Raw genomic sequence first — 18807 nt, 5'->3', positions numbered from 1 at the left:
GTATGAAAGAGGCATTGGCGGGTATCCGTGTGCTGGATTTATCCCGATTTGTATCGGGGCCTTATTGCGCCATGTTGCTGGGCGATATGGGCGCCGAGGTTGTCAAGATCGAGCGCCCTGGTCCGGGAGAAGTGGCCCGGGGTATTGAGCCAGGCGTGGATGGTCAGAGTTATTACTCGTTCGTGGTCAACCGTAACAAGGAAAGCCTGACACTGGATTACCGCAAGCCAGCCGGTCGTGAGCTGCTGCTGGAGCTGATCACCGAAGCGGATGTTCTGGTGGAAAACTTCCGGCCCGGCGTGATGGAAGCGATGGGCTGCGGTTGGGATACGCTCAAAAAGATCAACCCACGGCTGGTGATGGCAAGGATCTCCGGTTTTGGTCAGGACGGGCCGTTGGCGAATAAACAGTGTTTTGACTCGGTTGCCCAGGCGATGAGTGGCTTGATGGACATCACCGGTGATCCGCATGGGCCGCCGACGCTGACCGGCACCACGATAATCGATTACACCTCCGGTATGTACGCGGCGATGGGCGTGCTCGCCGCGCTGAATGCCCGCCATGCCAGCGGCGTTGGGCAATTGGTGGATGTCTCGCTGCTCGACAGCGCCACGTCCCTGTTGCTCAGCGCGTTGCCGGAGCGCGCCCACACGTCGACAGCGATTACCCGCCGTGGTAACCGGGACCGTTTCTGCGCGCCGTCGAACACTTTTAAAACGGCGGATCAACGCTGGGTTCTGATCAACTGCGCCGATGACCCGATGTTCGAGCGCATGGCGCGGGCGATGCAGCAACCCGAGTTAATGCAAGACCCACGTTTTGTGACCCGGGCCGAACGCGTGCGACAGCGGGAGGCCATTGAGGCGCTGACATCCGCGTGGGTCGCCGCGCTTCCCGCCAGCGAGGTTGTTGGCTTGTTGGAGCGGGCCAGTGTGCCGTGCGCGCTGGTGGCGACGCTCGACGAGGTGCTCGATAACGAGCAGCTGCGTCATCGCGGCCAGATCACCGAAGTGACGCACCAAAGCGGCGAGAAAGTGACCATGCAAGGCGTCACCATTCACCTCTCCGACACACCGCTGCGAGTTCGCTCGGCCATTCCCTATGTCGGCGAGCATTCTGACCAGGTGCTTTCGTCCTGGTTGGGCTGCTCGCCGCAGCGACTTCAAACACTGGCGGATGAAGGCGTGATTTCCCAACTCACGCCGGGGAGAAAAAATGTTTGTTAGATTGCGCCAGCTTTGTTTGGTGGCCAGGGACCTGGAGCCCGTGGTTGACGATCTGCGCGACGTGTTCGACCTGCAAGTGTGCCACCGCGATCCGGAGGTGGCTCAGTTCGGTCTGCACAACGCCCTGCTGGCCGTGGGGTCTTCTTTCATCGAAATCGTCGCGCCGGTGAAGCCAGGGACCACCGCCGAACGTTATCTGGAAAAACGTGGCGGTGACGGCGGCTACATGGTGATCCATGACAGCGACGACCTGAACGCATGGAGTGATCATCTGGGCACGCTGAATGTACGTGTGGCCGCTGAGCTGACATTGGGCGATTACCGTGGGCTACAGCTTCATCCGGGCGACACCGGTGGGGCGCTGATGGAGATTAACAGCACCGTTGACGGTGGCTCTCTGGACGGCGCCTACGGCCCGGCGGGCCCTGACTGGCGGCAATTCGTGCGTACCACGGTGGCCGCTGGCATTGCTGGCGCGGAATTGCAGTCACAGGACCCGCGGCGTCTCGCGCGGCGCTGGTCCGAGATACTGGCAAGGCCGCTTACCGAGCTGAACGATCAATTCCGCGTGAAGCTGGACCACGGTGAACTTCGTTTCGTGCTGGCGCGCGACGGCCGCGGCGAAGGCCTGGGCGGCATCGACGTCAAGGTTCGCGATGCGCACGGTGTTTATGAGCGTGCGCGTCGGCGGGGCTTGGTCTCTGATCACCAGGACATCGTAATCGGTGGCGTGCGTTTTTATCCGCGGCCGCTTTGAGGGCGTCCGCGCAACAGGGAGAAAAGACATGGATCTGAGCTTCAGCGAAGAACAGAACATGCTGCAAGAAAGTGTCAGCCGGCTAGTGCGCGATCATTACAGCTTCCAGCGCCGCCAGCAGCGCCTCGAAGACGGCGAAGACCTCTGGCTCCGCTTTGCTGAATTGGGCTGGTTGGCTGTGCCGTTCGGTGAGGATCAGGGCGGTATCGGCGGTGGCGCCGTGGATGTGGGCATCGTCATGGAGGGCATCGGGCGGGCGCTTGCCGTTGAGCCTTATCTGCCGCATATGCTGGCTTCCCAGCTTCTCGCCAGGCTGGCGCCGGAGCCGCTCCGAGATCGCTATCTGTCGCCTGCGTTGAGCGGCGATTGCCGCCTGGCGCTTGCCTTTATTGAAGCGGGAGGACGTTACTGCCCGTGGTTTTGCGCCACTGCCGCCAGCGAGAGCAGTGACGGCTACCAGATCAATGGGGCGAAAGATCTGGTGCCGGGTGGCCAGAGTGCCGACGCTTACCTGGTGATTGCGCGTAGCCACGGGGACACCCGAGATCGCCAAGGTCTCAGTCTTTTTTTGGTGGAACGCGAGCATCCGGGCTTGCAGGTGCGGCGGCTGCGCACCAATGACGCCGCCGGGGCGGTGCAACTGACCTTTGAGAACCTGCAATTGGACGCCGGAGCCCGGCTCGGTGACGCCGATCAGGTGTGGCCAGAGCTGGAACACACGCTCGACCTGGGCGCGGTCTATCAGGCTTGGGAGGCGGTCGGTGCGATGGCCGCACTCTCGGAAGTGACGCTGGATTACTTGAAAACCCGCAAACAGTTCGGGCGGCCGTTGGGCGCCAACCAGGCGCTGCAACATCGCATGGTGGATCTTTTTATCGCCGTTGAAGAGGCGCGTTCGAGCGCCTTATGCGCGGCACTGGCGATGGACACCGACGACGCCGATGAACGGCGGCGCAATGTGTCGCTGAGTAAAATCGCCGTTGACCGCTGCGCCCGCCTGGTCGGCCAGGAAGCGGTGCAGTTGCATGGTGCCATGGGCGTCACCGACGAGCTGTCGGTGGGGCATTATTTTAAAAGACTGACCGCCATTATCGCGTCTTTTGGAGACAGCGAATGGCATGCGCGGCGCATACACCGTCTGGACACAGCCAGCTTATCCAGTTCAAGCCAACCGGCCAGGAGTCAATCATGGAACTGAGTCTTTCCCCCCAGCAGCGTGAGTTCGCCGAACAGGTGCGTGAATTCGTCGGTGCCCGCTTGCCGCGGGACATCGCGGATAAAGTCCGGCGCGACCAGCATCTGGACCGGGAAGACCACATGCGCTGGCAGCGGATTCTCGGCGAGCAGGGCTGGCACGCCTTCACCTGGCCGGAACAGCACGGCGGACCAGGCTGGTCGATCGTGCAACGCTATCTGTTCGAGGTGATCTGCGCGGAAATGAACTGCCCGATCATTCAGCCTTTCGGGCCGCGCATGGCCGGTCCGGTGATCTATACGTTTGGCACCGATCAGCAAAAGCAGCGCTTTCTGCCCGGCATCCGTGACTCCACGGTGTGGTGGTGCCAGGGTTATTCAGAGCCCCAGGCCGGCTCGGACCTGGCCTCGCTGGCCACCTGGGCGGAAGACAAAGGTGATCACTATCTGGTCAGTGGTCAGAAAATCTGGACCTCTTACGCCCACTATGCGGACTGGATGTTTTGCCTGGTGCGCACTTCAAAAACCGAACGACCGCAGACCGGCATTTCATTTTTACTGATCGACATGCGTTCGCCGGGCGTGGAAGTTCAACCGATCCTGATGCTGGAAGGCACCCATTCGTTTAACACCGTATTCCTGGAGAACGTCAAAGTACCCAAGGAAAATCTGATTGGCGAGCAGGACAATGGCTGGACCTATGCCAAGTTTCTTCTCGAGCACGAGCGGGTAGACAACGCCGCCATCGGCGTCACCAAAGCGGCAATGCGGCGCCTTAAGGAGATTGCGGCAAGCGAGCATGGCGACGATGGCGGCACCCTGATGGAAGATCCGTTGTTCCATCGTAAACTGGTGGAAGTGGAGTCACAGTTGCAGTCTCTGGAGGTTACCGCCTTGCGGATTCTCTCTCAGGTGGCCGCCGGTGAGGCGCCAGGGCCGGCGGCATCGTTGCTGAAGATTCGCGGCACCGAGATCGCCCAGCGCATCAGTGAACTGGCATCCCAGGCGGTCGGTTATTTCGCGCTGCCTTATCAGCCGGATTACCTGCACGATGCCGGCTCGGAAACGCCGGTGGGGCCGGATCACGCCGCCACCGCCGCCAACAACTATCTATGGCGGCGTTGTATGTCGATTTATGGCGGCAGTAACGAGATTCAGCGTGGCATTATCGCTAAGCGGATGCTGGAGATGTAAGCCCATGTAAGCCAGGTTTGTTTCAATCAGTGGTCTGCTCAGCGGAAAGGCGCTCCTCAAGGTAAGGCAGAATGAGATTGGAGCTGGCAAGAATGTCTTCCTGAATGCTGGTTCGGGCCAGTTCGCCGTTGCCCTTGCGCAGCGCCTTGAGCACCGTGAGATGCGGGTGCGTTTCGCGGGGTTCGGTGGGTGGATGAAAAGCGAAGGCGTTGACGGTAGGCCCGCATTGCAGCCACAGATTCCTGACCATGCGCGAGAGCAGCGGCATGTCCGCCAGATCGCACAGAGTCTGATGGAAGCTCACGTTCTCGGTCATCATGGAGAGATAATCCCTGGCTTCCCTGGCATCGCACAGTTGGTCATGAATGTGCTCAAGTTCATCGATCTGCGCGACGCTGGCCAACCGCGCCGCGCGCAAGGCCGCTTCACCCTCCAGCATGACACGCAGGTCGCGAATCTCCTTGTAACGATCCGGATGCAACACCGGCACTCGTACTGAACGCCGATCAACCTGGGAAAGCACGCCAGAGGAGACCAGGCGGGCGAGCGCCTCGCGCACCGGCGTGGCGCTGATGCCCAGCTCATCGGAGATTTCCTTGAGCTTGATTTTTTCCCCTGGCTGAAAGCGGCCTCTCATCAATGCCTGCCGCAAATAGCGGTGCACCTGGGCACTCAGGCTGTCCTTGGTCAGGCCATTCTGGGGCAGAGTCGGGCGTGGCGGCGAAGGCATCGTGAGGCTCACTGTTATATTTGATAGAAAATAGGGGGCGCGAATCTAGTACGCCGAATTTTTATCGTCAAGCCAGTAACGTCAAGGTGGCAAGACTTGACGACCAATCATGATAAGATTATATATTATATAAAATATTAAAAAATACTCGATGGTGTTTTTTTCACACCAATGCCGAATCGGCACTGCCCGATACCGATAACAAGCAGAGCCGCCGCAAGGCGAGCGACGGAGTGACCCAGTAATGAGCGATCAGCAACTTCTGGAGAGATTGGAACAGGGCGTACTGTGGCTGACCATGAACCGCCCGGACCGCCTTAACGCGTTAACCCCTTCGATGATCGCACAATTGCGTGGCGCGCTTGAAAAGGCCGCCGTCGATGCGGCGGTGAGAGTGGTGGTGTTGGGCGGCGCGGGTCGAGGCTTTTGCGCCGGCGGTGACGTCCAGGCGATGGCCGAGGCAGACAGCCAGGGCACCCTGGAGGAGCGCGCCGCGCAACTGCGGTTGTCCACCGAGAGTTCGTTGCTCTTGCATGAAATGCCCAAGCCGACCATCGCGATGGCGCGTGGCGCGGTGGCGGGTGCCGGGCTCTCACTGGCCCTGGCGTGTGATTTCCTGATTGTCTCAAAAACCCTGAAAATGACCTCGGCGTTTGTCAACGTGGGCCTCTCCGGCGACTTCGGCAGCACCTATTTCCTGACCCACAGACTCGGCCATCGGGCACGGGAGTTCGCGCTGCTTTCGCCGCGTCTGGATGCGGTTGAGGCGGAACGCATGGGGCTGGTGAACCGGGTTGTCGAGGACCAGGACCTGGAAGCCGCGACCGCCGACATCGCCGCCCGGCTCGCCGCCGGGCCCGGCATTACCCAGGGCCACATCAAAGCCAATCTGAATGCCGCCGAGCAGGGTGCCACTCTGGCGCAGGTGCTCGATCAGGAATCGTTGCGCCATATCCGCTGCGCCTATACCGAGGATCACAACGAAGCCGCCAAAGCGTTCGTGGAAAAGCGCCCCCCTGTGTTCCAGAACCGCTAGACAATCGTCGTGGCGCGGCGGATATCCGCTATAGGGCGCTATCACCGACAGGAGATCGAACATGGATTACCAGGATATCGACTACAGCGTGGAAGGCCATGTGGCCACCATTACTCTTAACCGTCCGGACAAGCTGAATGCCTGGACCCACGCCATGGAGCGTGAGATGCGCACGGCCATCGACGGCGCCGTGGACGATCAGCAGGTGAGAGCGATCGTGATTACCGGTGCAGGACGCGGTTTTTGTGCCGGTGCGGACATGACCCTGCTCAGCGGCGCCGCCGAAGGCACCCGTGAGAGCCGCTCGGAATCGAGCATGGCCGGCGAGGCTGACCAGCCGGAGGCAAACTTCGAGCGCAAATTCAGCTACTTATTGCGCGTGCCGAAACCGGTGATCGCGGCCATCAACGGCCCGGTGGCGGGAATCGGCCTGTGCATGACGCTGTTTTGCGATTTTCGGATCATGGCGGACAACGCCAAGGTCACCACCGCGTTCGCACGCCGCGGGCTGATCGCCGAGCATGGCATTTCCTGGATGCTGCCGCGCCTGGTCGGGCCCATGAACGCGCTCGACCTGCTCTATTCCGGGCGCTTGGTGCCGGCACAGGAAGCACAAAACATGGGGTTGGTGAAAACCTTGCCCTCCGAAGGTTTTCTGAAAGCGGTGCAAACCATGGCCGAGGAGATGGTGACGCTGTCTTCGCCACGATCAATCGGCGTGATTAAACGTCAGGTTTTCGATGGCCTGTTCCAATCGTTGGCTCAGGCCTGGGACGTGGCGGATCAGGAAATGCTGGCTTCGTTCGACAGTGACGACTTCAAAGAAGGCGTGGCCCATTTCCTGGAAAAGCGGGAGCCGTCGTTCACCGGACGCTGAACGACCACGTCAATGCCTTGGGAGGGCGACATTGAATGGACGCCATTGATACGCCACGGATACAGGCTTTCCGACGTGAGGTCAGAGACTTCGTCGCCGGGCAGCTTCCGGAAGCGATAAAACAACGTACCCGTCAGGGCTTTCACGTCAGTAAGGAGGACATGCGCGACTGGACCGCGATACTGCACCGCCAGGGGTGGTCCGCGCCGCACTGGCCGACGGCTTATGGCGGCACGGATTGGTCGCCATTGCAGCGCATGGTGTTCGATATCGAGCTTGCTCTGGGCTGGGCGCCGGCGCCCAGCCCGTTCGGCCTCCATCTGATCGGCCCGGTGATCTACACCTTTGGCACCGAGCAGCAGAAGCAACGATACCTGCCTGGCATTCTGGACGGCTCTCAATTCTGGTGCCAAGGCTATTCCGAGCCCAATGCCGGGTCGGATCTGGCTTCATTGCGCACTTCGGCCCGTCGCCACGGTGATCGCTACATCGTCAATGGACAGAAAATCTGGACCAGCCAGGCACAGTACGCCGACATGATTTTCTGCCTGGTGCGTACCGACGGCTCAGGCAGTAAGCAAAGTGGTATCAGCATGCTGCTGATTGATATGAACACGCCGGGTGTAACGGTTCGGCCGATCATTACACAAGACATGTCCCACTACGTTAACGAGGTCTTCTTCGAAGACGTGGAAGTGCCGGCTGATAACCTGATTGGCGAAGAAAACGCCGGCTGGCGTTACGCCAAATTCCTGCTCGAAAACGAACGCACCGCCAGTGCCTATTTGCCACAGGCCAAGCAGGACATGAATCGCCTGCGCGAGATGATCGGTGCTCTTGAAGGCGAGCACGGGCCTTTGTCTGAAGATCCGGTACTGGACAGCCAATGCGCGGAGCTGGAACTCGAATTGGCGGCCCATGAGATGACCATCTACCGGATTCTCACCGATAACGCCCGGAGCCCGTCGGCGGCGGCCGCCTCGATGATCAAGATCCGAGGCGCCCGGTTGCAGCAGCGTTTGTCTTCGCTCTGGAACGAAGTGCTTGGTGTGCATGCGCTCCCTTTGTTCACGCCCGGCGCGGACTCTTCTTACGGGGAGCCTGGCGCCGCCGGCGCGATGTCCCAGTTTCTGATTCGTCGCGCGGTGTCGATCTATGGTGGCACCAATGAGATTCAGCACAGCATTATCGCCAAGCGGGGGCTGCATTTATGACGGTGCGAAGCATGGATAACGGTATGCCCGGGCGCGCTGAATTACGGCTTGGGCTGGGTGAGGACGAGCTGCAGTTCAAGGCCAGTGTTGAGCGTTTGCTTGCGAGAGACTATGGGGTCGAGCGCCGTCGAGTGGCCTTGGCCAACGGCGGGTTCGACCCGGATTTCTGGCAACAACTCGCTGAGTTGGGTTGGTTGGGCGCCTGCTTTCCCGAGCCCCTGGGCGGCTATGGGCAGTCGGCCAATGAGGCGCTGATCCTGCTTGAGCAGTTCGGCCGCGCTCTGGTGCTGGAACCCTTGCTTGGCGCCGTGTTGGTGCCCGGGGCGGCATTATTGGCCGGGGGCAGGGCGGATGCGCACGGTGCGCTTATCGACGGTTTGATCGCCGGTGAGCGCCGATTGGCGTTGGCGTGGAGTGAACAAGGGCGACGAGGCGCGCGCCGGCCGCGGCTAACCAGCGCGGTTCGCGATCAGCGTGGCTGGTGCGTCAACGGCGTTAAGCAAACCGTATTGAATGCTCCGCTGGCGGATACGCTGCTGGTCTCGGCGATAGCCGGTGAGGACAGCGTGTTGTTATTGGTGCCCCATGACGCGCCAGGGGTGTCGCTGATTGAGTACACCACCATTGATGGCCAGCCGGCGGCCGATCTGAGGTTCACGAATGTGGTGTTGCCGGACGACGCCCTGGCGGCTGGCCCCGAGCGCTGCGAACGTGCCATGGACGCGGCTATGAATTGGGGCGCCGCCGGTGCCTGTGCCGAGGCGTTGGGGGCGATGGACGCGGCCCTGGAGCTGACCCTTGAGTACACCGGCACCCGCCAACAGTTTGGGCAGAAACTGAGCGGTTTTCAGGTGATTCAGCATCGATTGGCGGCAATGGCCACGGAACTGGAATACAGCCAGGCCCTGCTGCCGTTGCTGGCAGCGCATCTTGATGGCAACGGCGCTGATCGCTCGGCGCAGATCGCTGGCATCCGAGCGCGCATTGTCGGCAGCGCCCGCTGTGTCGTGGCTGATGCGGTACAACTGCACGGCGGCATTGGCGTGACAGACGAAGCAGCGATCAGTCATTATTTTCGGCGCGTGACGGCTCTGGAGCAGGCCTGGGGAAGCGCTCGCCAGAACCTGGAACGGTATCGACAGGGGCGTCAAGGTTACGATCCGTTGCGGCTCCAATGAGCCCCCATGAACACGCTCAATTGCATCCCGACTCTTTATAAATGCCCCTCCGGCCCCACTTAGAGGGGCACTGTGTCCTGTCCGGGAGGCCTGATGACCGCGTATTCGATTCTTGATCTTTGCCCGATCCTGCGAGGTGGTGACGCCTCGCAGGCCCTTCGTCATTCTCTGGATCTGGCTCGCCAGGCGGAGCAGTGGGGCTACACCCGCTTCTGGCTGGCGGAGCACCACAATATGCCCGGTGTCGCCAGTTCCGCCACCAGCGTGTTGATCGGCCATATCGCCGCCGGCACCCAGCGTATCCGGGTTGGCTCCGGCGGCGTGATGTTGCCCAATCATGCTCCGCTGGTGATCGCCGAGCAGTTCGGCACGCTCGACGCCCTGCACCCGGGTCGCATCGATTTGGGGCTGGGGCGCGCGCCGGGCACGGATATGGAAACCGCCCGTGCCCTGCGCCGCGATCTGAACAGCAATGCCATGCAGTTTCCCCAGGATGTGGCGGAGTTGCAGCAGTACCTGGGCGATCCGCAGCCCGGACAGCGGGTCAAAGCGGTGCCGGGCAGCGGCAGCAAGGTGCCGCTGTGGTTGCTCGGCTCGAGCCTGTTCAGCGCCCGCCTGGCGGCGGAGATGGGGCTGCCGTTCGCGTTTGCCTCGCACTTCGCGCCGGAGGCACTGCTGGATGCCCTGGCGGTGTATCGGCATCATTTCCAGCCCTCCGCGCAGTTGCAAAAGCCCCACGCCATGGCCGGGGTCGGTGTGTTCGCCGCCGACAGCGACGAGCAGGCCAATTATCTGTTTTCCTCGGTGCAGCAACAATTCACCAACCTGCGGCGCGGCAATCCGGGCCCGCTGCCGCCGCCGCGTGAGGACATGGACGAGTTCTGGTCACCGATGGAAGCGCACGGCGTTCGCCAGGCACTTCAGTACTCCATGGTAGGCAGCCGTGACACGGTCAGCCGGCGATTGCGGGAGTTCCGCGATATGACCCAGGTGGATGAACTGATGATTACCAGCGGCATTTTCGACCACGAGGCCCGTCTGCGCTCGTTCGAGACCGCCGCCGACATCTGCCGCAACGAGCTCAACTGATCGTCCCGGCCGTGCTACCTTTGAGAGTGCGCCGCGTTGGCGCATTCACCGGGAGGCAAGCATGACCGAGACCCGTTTCACCATTCCCGTGCTGCTCGGTTCGGTGCGGCGTGACCGCCAGGGCATCAAGGCGGCGCGCTGGGTACTGCGTGCGCTGGAAGCGCGTGGCCACCAGGGCGAGCTGGTCGATCCAATGACGCTCGACCTGCCGTTGCTGGACCGCATGTACAAGGAACATCCGCCCGGCCAGGCGCCGGAAAACCTGCAACGTCTGGCCGAGCTGTATGGCCGGGCCGACGGCTTTATCATTGTCAGCGGCGAATACAACAACGGCATTCCGCCGGCGCTGAAGAACCTGCTGGATCATTTTCTGGAAGAATATTTCTGGCGGCCCTCGGGCATTGTCTGCTACTCCGCCGGCCGCTTTGGCGGCGTGCGCGCCGCCATGCAGTTGCGCATGACGCTGGCCGAATTGGGCATGCCCAGCGTGCCCAGCCTGATGGCGGTGCCAGGCATCGGTGATGCGCTGGATGAGCAGGGCAACGCCGACGATGCCCGTCTGGACAAATCGCTGCGTCGCTTTCTTGATGAACTCCTTTGGTACGCCGGGGCCCTGCGCCATGGGCGCGGGCAGGGCACGCCCTACTAGGGAAGCGCTGAAGCCCTTCAGATCATCAGGTCAGGCGGCGGCGCGCGGCATGGGGCGGCCGGTGGCCTTGTTCAGACACCAGCTGTCGGCGCTGCCGTCCACCGTCACGCCGCCCACCCAGCGGCGCGGCGGGCGGCTGTTCAGCCAATTGCGATGACCACTGAGAATCTCGTGCCCGTGGCTGGTGATGGTAAGCAGCTGGTCCTGCCAGGGCTGGCCGGTGTCGTCCTGGCGTTGCAGGGGCGGATTGTTGCCCTGCAGTAATGGCTGCAGCAGCCACCAGAACATGGTGTCGCCCAGGTAGGGCAGCGGTTCGCGTCCGCGCAGCAGGGCGGAAAACACGTCGCCAGCGCGGATCGGTCCGCGCTCGGCCACCAGTTGCACGGCCAGTTGCTCGCTCAGCCCCAGGCCGGTGTCTTCATCGGGCAACTCGAGAAGGTGGCGGCGCAGGGCGCGTCCCATCATCGGCATCGACGGTGTCAGCCGCTGGGAGAGCCGGTCCAGACGTCTGGGGGTATCCGCGCTGATTGCCCGCCACGCCTTGCGGCCCAGGGCCAGGGTATCCTGGTCCACCTGGCGGCGGCGCTGCCACAGCCAGCCCAGTACATCCGGCGCCAGTTGTCCCAGGCCGACGAAGCGTTTGACCCCGGGGATGGAATCGACCGCGATGATTTCTACCCGGCAGGCCCGCGGCCATTCGCCAATGCGATGCAGCAGGTAAGAAAGTATCAATTGGTCGTAGCTGTCATGTTCGAACCAGAGCACCACCCGCTGGCACCGTGAGGCGTCCTCCAGGCCCTGGTATTCGCCGCGCTGGCGATCGAGGGTCTCGGTGTCGTCCAGCCCGAAGGCGGAAGCGATAAAGTGCGCGCGCTCCTCGATCTGGCGTTCGGTGCTCTGGTCACGCACCGGGCCGATGCAAAACGGATCGGTAAACGCGTGATAGCGTCCCTTCAGGCCGGCGCGCGGCAACGACGATTGCAGATCGGAGCCGCAGCGTATGTGCATGGTCTCCACGCTCTCATCGATGCTGTGCCCGTTATGCTGCAGGCGCACTTGATCCAGCTCGCGCACATGTTGCTCGAAACGCGTCCAGTTACGAAAACCGAAATCCCGCGCCACCAGATTGCGCGCCTCACGAACCCCCGGCGTGAGCCCGCCTCCCACACCAGCCAGACGCATGCGCAATTCGCTGTCACCGGCACGGGCGTTGTCCAGCAAACGTTCCGCCTGCTCCTGCAACTGGTCGATCTCGAAACGCCCGTTTTCCAAACCGGGCGGCCCGTTTTCTGAACGGGGTGGAGAGGATGCGGCGTGCTCAGCCATACGAAATCCTGGTGGAATGGACAATGACTTCAAAGGCTGGTGGCTGTGAAGTCCTACCGCTTCACCATTGGCTATGGGCGTCGGACTGTCAACGCGATGATGGCGTGGGGACGCATTTTGACAGGGTGTTTATAAATGTTTTACCGCAGCAACAAATATTCGTCGGCGAATGCCGGCCGAGAGCATGAATGGCAGTGTGAAAGCAGGGTGAAAAACGTTGGGGTGAGGATCGAGGATTGTAAAAAAATTTTAGAAAATTTAAAAATATTCAACGGTTGGAGACGGTGATTTCCAGGAGCCGGTAGCCGACCGCTTCAAGTGCTTTCAGGCTGGCATCTTCCTGCCAGCGATATTCCTGGGGCAGGCGCACCGGCAGTCCCAGTTGCGGTCTGACCAGCCCGGCGGCCAGATCGCGGGTGGGCCGGCGTGGATAGAACACCGCATAGATCTTCCTGGCGCCGAGCGGGTCCTCCAGGGTAACCGCCCAGGCATGCTGTTCGTGCATCGCTCCTCCTTGACCCACGCCTCAACTTGGCGGGTCGGCGATGTTAAAATGCCATTATCGTGCCGGGGCGTCTGTAAGCCTGAACCTAAGCGCTTGTAAGAGATTGACGACTTTGACGGTGGGGACATCAAGGGATGGTGCCGGAAAGAGGAATCGAACCTCCGACCTACTGATTACGAATCAGTTGCTCTACCGACTGAGCTATTCCGGCGTAACACACGATCCGGCCAAGGGGGCCAGCAAAGCGCGCTAGTTTAGCAGGAACCGGCGCGCTGACAAGGGCGTGCTGTTGACGTCCGAGGCCAGACGTCCGGCCTTTCGGAAACCGCGCGCGACCGGACCCGCGCCCTCCCAATCCAGGTCTTCCAGCGCGGCAAGCGGGTCGGGTGGCGTGCCAGCGTGCTGCGCGAAGCCTGCCGGCCCGCCGATTGTGGATCAGCAGCGCTGCAGCCCGGCTTTTCAAGGGTCGCTGCTCTGGTCCGGGGCGCCGGGGTCGGCGAGCTCGCCAGGCAGCCGCCAGCGTACCAGGACCTGATTATAAAGCGCCCAGAGGGTGTCGCCTCGCCATGAGAAAGCGAGCGCCTTGGGCGCGCCCCAGGCGCCGCCGCGCGGCTGCACTGGCGTGACCGCGTGCTGGATGTCCCACAGGGCCAGGCTGGCGGGCTGCCGGGGCCCGGCGTCCGCCGCCATCGCCAACAATGCGCCGCCCCCGGAGCGGGCGGCGGCGAGCACCGGTGCCTCGCCGAGCACGGCGGAAAAGCTGGCGGTGTCGCCGCTCAAGCCCGTGATACGCATGCCATTGAGACGGGCCCCCTCGTTGCTTTTTTGTTGGGAGCTTCTCTGTTCGGAGCCGCTCTGGTCGGAGCCGTCCCGCTCAAAGGTGGTCGCCAGCCACCCGGCGGACGGCGCGCCCAGGGCGGGGATGCGGCCGGTGCGGCCGAACTGCTCCTGACCGTCGCCCGGGTGGCCGAAGCGGTGGGGCAGGGCGATCACGGTTTCGACGCGGCCGTTGCCGGTATTGAGCCGGGCGAGGCTGGTGCTGTCCTCCACCCACCAGCCGGCGCCGCGCCAGTGGGCCAGCCTCAGGCGGCCAGGCACCATGTCCGCCCGGGTGGCCCGCGCCGCTCGGGAGAAGCGCCAGGGCCGGGCCGGCTCGCCGACCGGATCGTAGCGGTCCAGGGTGTCGCGGGTGCGCTCGCCCAATCCCAGGTGGTGCTGATAAAAGCGCGGCAGTGAATCCTCGCCGAGCCGCCAGATCACGGTGGTATCGAAATCGGGCTCTTGTGGGTCACTGAAGCGGGTGGGAAAGGCGTGCAGGCTCTGGTCCGCCGGTCGGTAGCGGTACAATTGCATCGGCTGCCCGGCTTCGGGCGCCGCCAGAAACCAGACCTGCTGGCCCTTTTCATCCAGGTGGAGTTGGCGCAGCCCCCGTGCGCCACGCCAGAGCAACCGCGCCTGTGGCTGATCCGGGCTCAGGCGCCACAGGCCAACACTGACGCCACGGTCGTCACGCACCCGGGCGGCGATCAGCAGATCGCTGCCCGGCAGGGTGATCAGAGCGCGTGGCAGATAGCTGTCACGGTCGGTGGCGCCGAGCAGCGCGCGCCAATCCAGGGTGTCCGGTTGCAGCACCGGAGCGGCCGCGTCCGGGCGTCGAAAATCCGCGCGAGGTGGCGGCTCCGGTGACGTCACCGGGGCGACCCAGGGCGTTGGCGTTTGGTTGAATCGTACCGCCGCCTCCGGGGCGCTGGCGTCGATCGCCGCCAGCACGGTGCGCAACGCCTCGGCGGGCACCAGCCTGCGGGTCAGCGAAGGGCGCTGGCCGCCGAACAGATCGAACAAGTCTCTCCAGTGGTAGTTCGGATTGGGGTAGGTGTCGGTGCGCTGGATGCGAATCGCGGTGGCGGGCAGGCCAAGCGCCTCGCCGGCGTCGTCCAGGTGGACGATCAGCTCCGTGGAGGAGCGGCGCAACAGGCCATAGCGGCGTGTTTTGCCACCGTGGGCGGAGGCGTATTGCCGTTGCAGCTCGGCGACCTTGATGCGGGCCTGGGGCACGCTGAACGCATCGGCGCGCTCGCGGGCCAGCCGTGTTTGCAGTTCCTGCTCACCAATGGCGCCGTCGGCCAGCGCGGCGCGCAACCGCGGTTCGCTGTTGTCGGCGACCACGGCGGCGCGCCATGCCGGGTGGCGCGACATCATCACCGCGCCCCAGCCTTCGCGCTGATAGGCCAGCGGCGACGTGGTGTCGGTGAGGGTGATGCCGATCTCCGCCAGGGCCTCGCCCAGCGCCGGGCGCAGTCGGGCGTACGGCGCCTGAACCAGGATCTCCATGGCGTTTGCCGCTTGCAGCGGTTCGCTCCAGGCCAGCACCGATTCTCCGTGGCGTGCCGCCGGCACCTCGGCATCGAGCACTTCGCCGGCACCGACCAGTCGCCAGGCGCGGCTGTTGTCGGGAAAGCCCGGCGGGCCATTACCGAAGGTTGGGCCGGCGCTGAGCAGCGCCAGGGCAAGCAAAGCAAGGCAGGCGGCGTGGCGCCTCTTGGCGGGGTATGCCGGCGTGACCCGGGTCATGGGCTCTCCGTGGCGGTTCGCGGTCGGTGCTTTTGGCCCGGCTACGTTAGGGCGCGCGCGGCCCTCTGTCCAGGTTCCCCAGTTCCTGGTGCCCGCTTTGCGAGGTGTCGCGCTACCGGATTACTGTTGCCGGATGCCCGCCAGCTTGCGCGCCTGCCATTTTTTCTTTTCCACCTCCATGCCACGCAGAATCTGAATGCGCTGCGCCTGCGGGCTGCCGGCGCCGTGCATGGATTCGGTCAGGTAGCCCACCGCGTTGCGGCCCAGGGTCATGTTCTCGATCAGCCGCAGAATGCGCATGCGGTCTTCGGTGGCGATGTCATCGCGCCCTTTCAGGAAGCGGCGAATGATGGCGCCCGCTTCCTCGTTGTTGAGGTCCTGTTCGCTGGGCATGGTGGCAACGATGCCGCCGGCCAGATCCTGGGCCAGCCGGGCGATCTCGTAGGGGAAGCGGGTGACGTTGTGCTTGCACACGTTGGCGAGCATGGCGTCATTCATATAGATGCCGCTGGCCAGGGGCCTGGCCTCGTGGGAGCTGGCGATGCCCGAAGAGAAAATGGTCTCGTTGAGGTGCACCATTTCCACCAGTTTGTCCTTGATGTGGCTGATGTTTTCCACGCCGTTGTAATCGGCGATGGTGGCGGCGGCGCCCACCATCACATCGCCAAGGCCGGTTTTGCACACATAGCTGGCCCGGTGGTAGGCGGTGAACCGGGCGACCATGTCCTGGGCGAATTCGTACTCGCCGTCCATCAGTACGTGTTCATGGGGAATGAATACGTCCTCGAAATAGACCCACACTTCCTGGCCGCCGTACTGCGCGTTGCCCTGGTCGATGTCGCCATCTTCCATGGATCGTGTATCGCTGGCCTGGCGACCATAGATATAGGTAATGCCCGCGGCGTCGCCGGGGATCATGCCGACCACCGCGTAGTCGCGGTCGTGTTCGCCCAGGTTCATGGTCGGCATCACGCAGATCCAATGCTGGTTCCAGCCGCCGGTCATATGCGCTTTCACGCCACGCACGAAAATGCCGTCGTCGTTACGGCCGGACACATGCAGGAACATGTCCGGGTCGCTTTGTTCGAACGGACGCTTACTGCGATCGCCTTTCGGGTCGGTCATGCCGGCGGCGATCAGGACATTGTGACGCTGCGCCCGTTTGAGAAAATCCAGGTAGCGCTGGTGGTAGCCGGTGCCGTGTTTTTCATCAATGTCCCAGGTGATCGAGTGCAGTACGCTGAGCGTGTCCAGGCCGGTGCAGCGCTGAAAACAGGTGCCGGTGATCTGGCCCAGCCGGCGCTGCATGCGGTTCTTCATCACCAGGTCATCGGCGCAGTTGGGCATATGCAAAAAGCGGTTGACCCGGGCATCGATCAGCGGCGAATGGGCGGTGGCCAGCTCCGGATCGTCGAGGGCCAGATCGTAGGTGGCGCGCAGTGCGTTGATGCTGGGCCGGATAATCGGATGATCGGCGGGCTCCTCGATCAGCTCGCCAAACAGAAACAACCGGGTACCACGCCCTTTCAGGCTATCGATGTACTGTTCGCCGGTTTCGATCACGGGCATGCGCTGCCAGCGTGTTTCGGCGCTTTCAATGGCTCTCACATTGGCATGATCAATCGGGCCGGCGGGACGGTCGGAAACGGGGGGGCGGACGGCGCTCATGCGGTTCTCCTGGCTGGCCGGTGCGGGCACCGGTGGCTTTGTTTTTCCCTTGTAGGGCAAAGAGTAAACGGGATGTTCACCCCGGCAATGGCGAAAACGTACATTGTGCCGTGCGGTCAAGCCGTGGCGGTCCGTGCGGTAGGCGCGCCATTCGGGTTGCGATAGCGCGCTATCGCCATGGCGGGTGACGGCGCGCACAAAGCGGCGTGGGTGGCTATTCGCCGTGGGCCGGGTTGCGGGCAAGACCGGCGACCATCAAGGCGGCGATCAGGTTGGTGATCAGGCTGGCGGTAATGGCGAGGGTATAGCTGTGGCTTACGTCGTAGGCGAAGCCGGCGGCGCTGGGGCCGATCAGGGTGCCCAGCGCGACGCTGGTGTAGAGCACACCGATGATGCCGCTGACGTTGCGGCCACCAAAATAGTCCATCACGATGGCGGGCAGCACGGCGACAAAACCGCCATAGAAGATTCCGTAACTGAACGCGAACGCGCCCAGGCCCGCCAGCCCGGTGCAGAACAGCCAGATTAACAGCGACAGCGCCATGCCGGCGAACATGGTCATCAGGGCCCGGTGACGACCGATGCGGTCGGCCAGGCTGCCGAGAAAAAAGCGTCCGGCGGTACTGCCAATGCCGATTAGCCCGAGCAACATGGCGGCGGCAGCGGGTGAGTGGCCCTGGTCCAGGGAAAAAGGAACCAGATGCACGAACGGCACAAACAGCCCGAACGACGCCACCAGGCAGGCGCCGTACAGCGCCAGGAAGGGCCGCGAGCGAACCGCATCGAGAATGGCCAGATCGGAGACCGGCGCCGGGCGGGCGTCTGCCAATGGCACGTCGCCGTCCGGGTGCAGGCCGCGTCCACCCGGGTCGTTTTCGATCAGGAACGCCAGCGTCACGCCGACCAGCGCGGCGACTGCGCCGAGCACCAGATAGGCATTGCGCCAGCCGAACGCTTCAATCAGCACGGTGGCCAGCGGTGGCATTATCAGCGTGCCGACGCCGATGCCGCTCACCGCGATACCCGAGGCAAACCCGCGCCGCCGCGAAAACCACCGCTGCACCGCGCCAATCGCCGGCACATAGGAACAACCAATACCCAGGCCCACGCCCAGCCCATAGGCCAGATAGACCTGGACCAGGGATTGGGCGATGCCAGCTGCCGCCAGACCGGCGCCGGTGAGCAGCATGCCGAACATCGCCAGCGGCCGTGAGCCAAACCGGTCGGCCAGCGGGCCGGTGATCATGCCAAGGCTGAAATAGAGAAAGCCGGCCAGGGAAAACACCAGCGAGACCGAGCCCCGGGAAGCATCAAAGTCCCGTTGCAGCGGTTCCAGGAAGGCACTGAAGGTGTAGGCGCTGCCGAAGCCGACCAGGGTGACCGTGAAGGCCCCCGTCACGACCCACCAGCCATGAAACAGGCGGGGCTTATCGGTGGAGGTGGGGTGGGCCATGCCGGCTCCTTTTTTTAGGTTCATCGCGGATTAGCGGGAAGCATCTTTTGGCTCGCGGCTGGGCCGCTCCATTGGGGGCGCGGGACAAGGCCGGTGCCTTCCGGGACCGCTCAAGCCCCGCAAGCGGGCCCGGCCACCCA

16 protein-coding genes and 1 tRNA gene are annotated in these 18807 nt (G+C 63.1%); 10 read left to right on the top strand and 7 right to left on the bottom strand.

Annotated features, from left to right (window positions below; all coding sequences use genetic code 11):
* Positions 1-2: 2 nt before the first annotated feature.
* The 4 genes from CGS25_RS08140 to CGS25_RS08125 are packed head-to-tail and all read left to right on the top strand — an operon-like array spanning position 3 to position 4371.
* A complete protein-coding gene (locus CGS25_RS08140) occupies positions 3-1226 on the top strand; it encodes a CaiB/BaiF CoA transferase family protein (protein ID WP_101675176.1) in 1224 nt (407 codons plus the stop codon).
* Positions 1216-1983: a VOC family protein gene (locus CGS25_RS08135; protein WP_101675175.1), complete on the top strand. Its 768-nt coding sequence runs from the start codon at positions 1216-1218 to the stop codon at positions 1981-1983. The genes CGS25_RS08140 and CGS25_RS08135 overlap by 11 nt, the downstream gene beginning before the upstream one ends.
* A 28-nt stretch (positions 1984-2011) precedes the next feature.
* On the top strand, positions 2012-3181 hold the full coding sequence (locus CGS25_RS08130) for an acyl-CoA dehydrogenase family protein (RefSeq protein WP_101675174.1): 1170 nt from the start codon (positions 2012-2014) through the stop codon (positions 3179-3181).
* Positions 3172-4371: an acyl-CoA dehydrogenase family protein gene (locus CGS25_RS08125; RefSeq protein WP_101675173.1), complete on the top strand. Its 1200-nt coding sequence runs from the start codon at positions 3172-3174 to the stop codon at positions 4369-4371. The genes CGS25_RS08130 and CGS25_RS08125 overlap by 10 nt, the downstream gene beginning before the upstream one ends.
* Positions 4372-4393: 22 nt before the next feature.
* Here the strand turns inward: CGS25_RS08125 and CGS25_RS08120 are convergent, their stop codons facing one another.
* Positions 4394-5101, bottom strand: a complete 708-nt coding sequence (locus CGS25_RS08120) for a GntR family transcriptional regulator (protein ID WP_089032159.1) — start codon at positions 5099-5101, stop codon at positions 4394-4396.
* 244 nt (positions 5102-5345) lie between these two features.
* On the opposite strand from CGS25_RS08120, the gene CGS25_RS08115 reads away from it, so the two are divergent.
* The 6 genes from CGS25_RS08115 to CGS25_RS08090 all read left to right on the top strand — a co-directional run bounded on the left by CGS25_RS08115 (position 5346) and on the right by CGS25_RS08090 (position 11144).
* Positions 5346-6137 (top strand): enoyl-CoA hydratase, encoded by a 792-nt coding sequence (locus CGS25_RS08115; protein ID WP_089032158.1) that lies wholly within the window; start codon positions 5346-5348, stop codon positions 6135-6137.
* Positions 6138-6198: 61 nt separating this feature from the next.
* The gene (locus tag CGS25_RS08110; RefSeq protein WP_089032157.1) at positions 6199-7014 is read left to right on the top strand and encodes an enoyl-CoA hydratase; all 816 of its coding nucleotides are present in this window, start codon (positions 6199-6201) and stop codon (positions 7012-7014) included.
* A 35-nt stretch (positions 7015-7049) separates the two neighbouring features.
* Positions 7050-8228 (top strand): acyl-CoA dehydrogenase family protein, encoded by a 1179-nt coding sequence (locus tag CGS25_RS08105; protein ID WP_101675172.1) that lies wholly within the window; start codon positions 7050-7052, stop codon positions 8226-8228.
* Between the two features lie 11 nt (positions 8229-8239).
* A complete protein-coding gene (locus CGS25_RS08100) occupies positions 8240-9406 on the top strand; it encodes an acyl-CoA dehydrogenase family protein (protein WP_198588728.1) in 1167 nt (388 codons plus the stop codon).
* Between the two features lie 93 nt (positions 9407-9499).
* Positions 9500-10495, top strand: coding sequence for an LLM class flavin-dependent oxidoreductase (locus CGS25_RS08095; RefSeq protein ID WP_101675170.1), 996 nt, complete (start codon positions 9500-9502; stop codon positions 10493-10495).
* Positions 10496-10556: 61 nt separating this feature from the next.
* Entirely contained in the window at positions 10557-11144 is a 588-nt protein-coding gene (locus CGS25_RS08090; RefSeq protein ID WP_101675169.1) for an NADPH-dependent FMN reductase, read from the top strand.
* A 30-nt stretch (positions 11145-11174) separates the two neighbouring features.
* Here the strand turns inward: CGS25_RS08090 and CGS25_RS08085 are convergent, their stop codons facing one another.
* From CGS25_RS08085 to CGS25_RS08060, 6 genes are all read right to left on the bottom strand, one after another.
* Entirely contained in the window at positions 11175-12470 is a 1296-nt protein-coding gene (locus CGS25_RS08085) for a DUF1835 domain-containing protein (protein ID WP_101675168.1), read from the bottom strand.
* Between the two features lie 268 nt (positions 12471-12738).
* Entirely contained in the window at positions 12739-12975 is a 237-nt protein-coding gene (locus CGS25_RS08080; protein WP_101675167.1) for a hypothetical protein, read from the bottom strand.
* Positions 12976-13110: 135 nt separating this feature from the next.
* Positions 13111-13186, bottom strand: a tRNA-Thr gene (locus CGS25_RS08075).
* Positions 13187-13434: 248 nt separating this feature from the next.
* Positions 13435-15546 (bottom strand): hypothetical protein, encoded by a 2112-nt coding sequence (locus CGS25_RS08070; RefSeq protein WP_101675166.1) that lies wholly within the window; start codon positions 15544-15546, stop codon positions 13435-13437.
* Positions 15547-15666: 120 nt separating this feature from the next.
* The gene (locus tag CGS25_RS08065) at positions 15667-17214 is read right to left on the bottom strand and encodes a 4-hydroxyphenylacetate 3-hydroxylase family protein (protein WP_269800683.1); all 1548 of its coding nucleotides are present in this window, start codon (positions 17212-17214) and stop codon (positions 15667-15669) included.
* Between the two features lie 214 nt (positions 17215-17428).
* On the bottom strand, positions 17429-18667 hold the full coding sequence (locus tag CGS25_RS08060; RefSeq protein ID WP_101675165.1) for an MFS transporter: 1239 nt from the start codon (positions 18665-18667) through the stop codon (positions 17429-17431).
* Positions 18668-18807: the final 140 nt, after the last annotated feature.

This window comes from Alloalcanivorax mobilis (assembly GCF_002864685.1).
GTDB lineage: Bacteria > Pseudomonadota > Gammaproteobacteria > Pseudomonadales > Alcanivoracaceae > Alloalcanivorax > Alloalcanivorax mobilis.
Note: the sequence above shows the minus strand (reverse complement) of the source record. Positions and strands in the feature narration are given on the sequence as shown.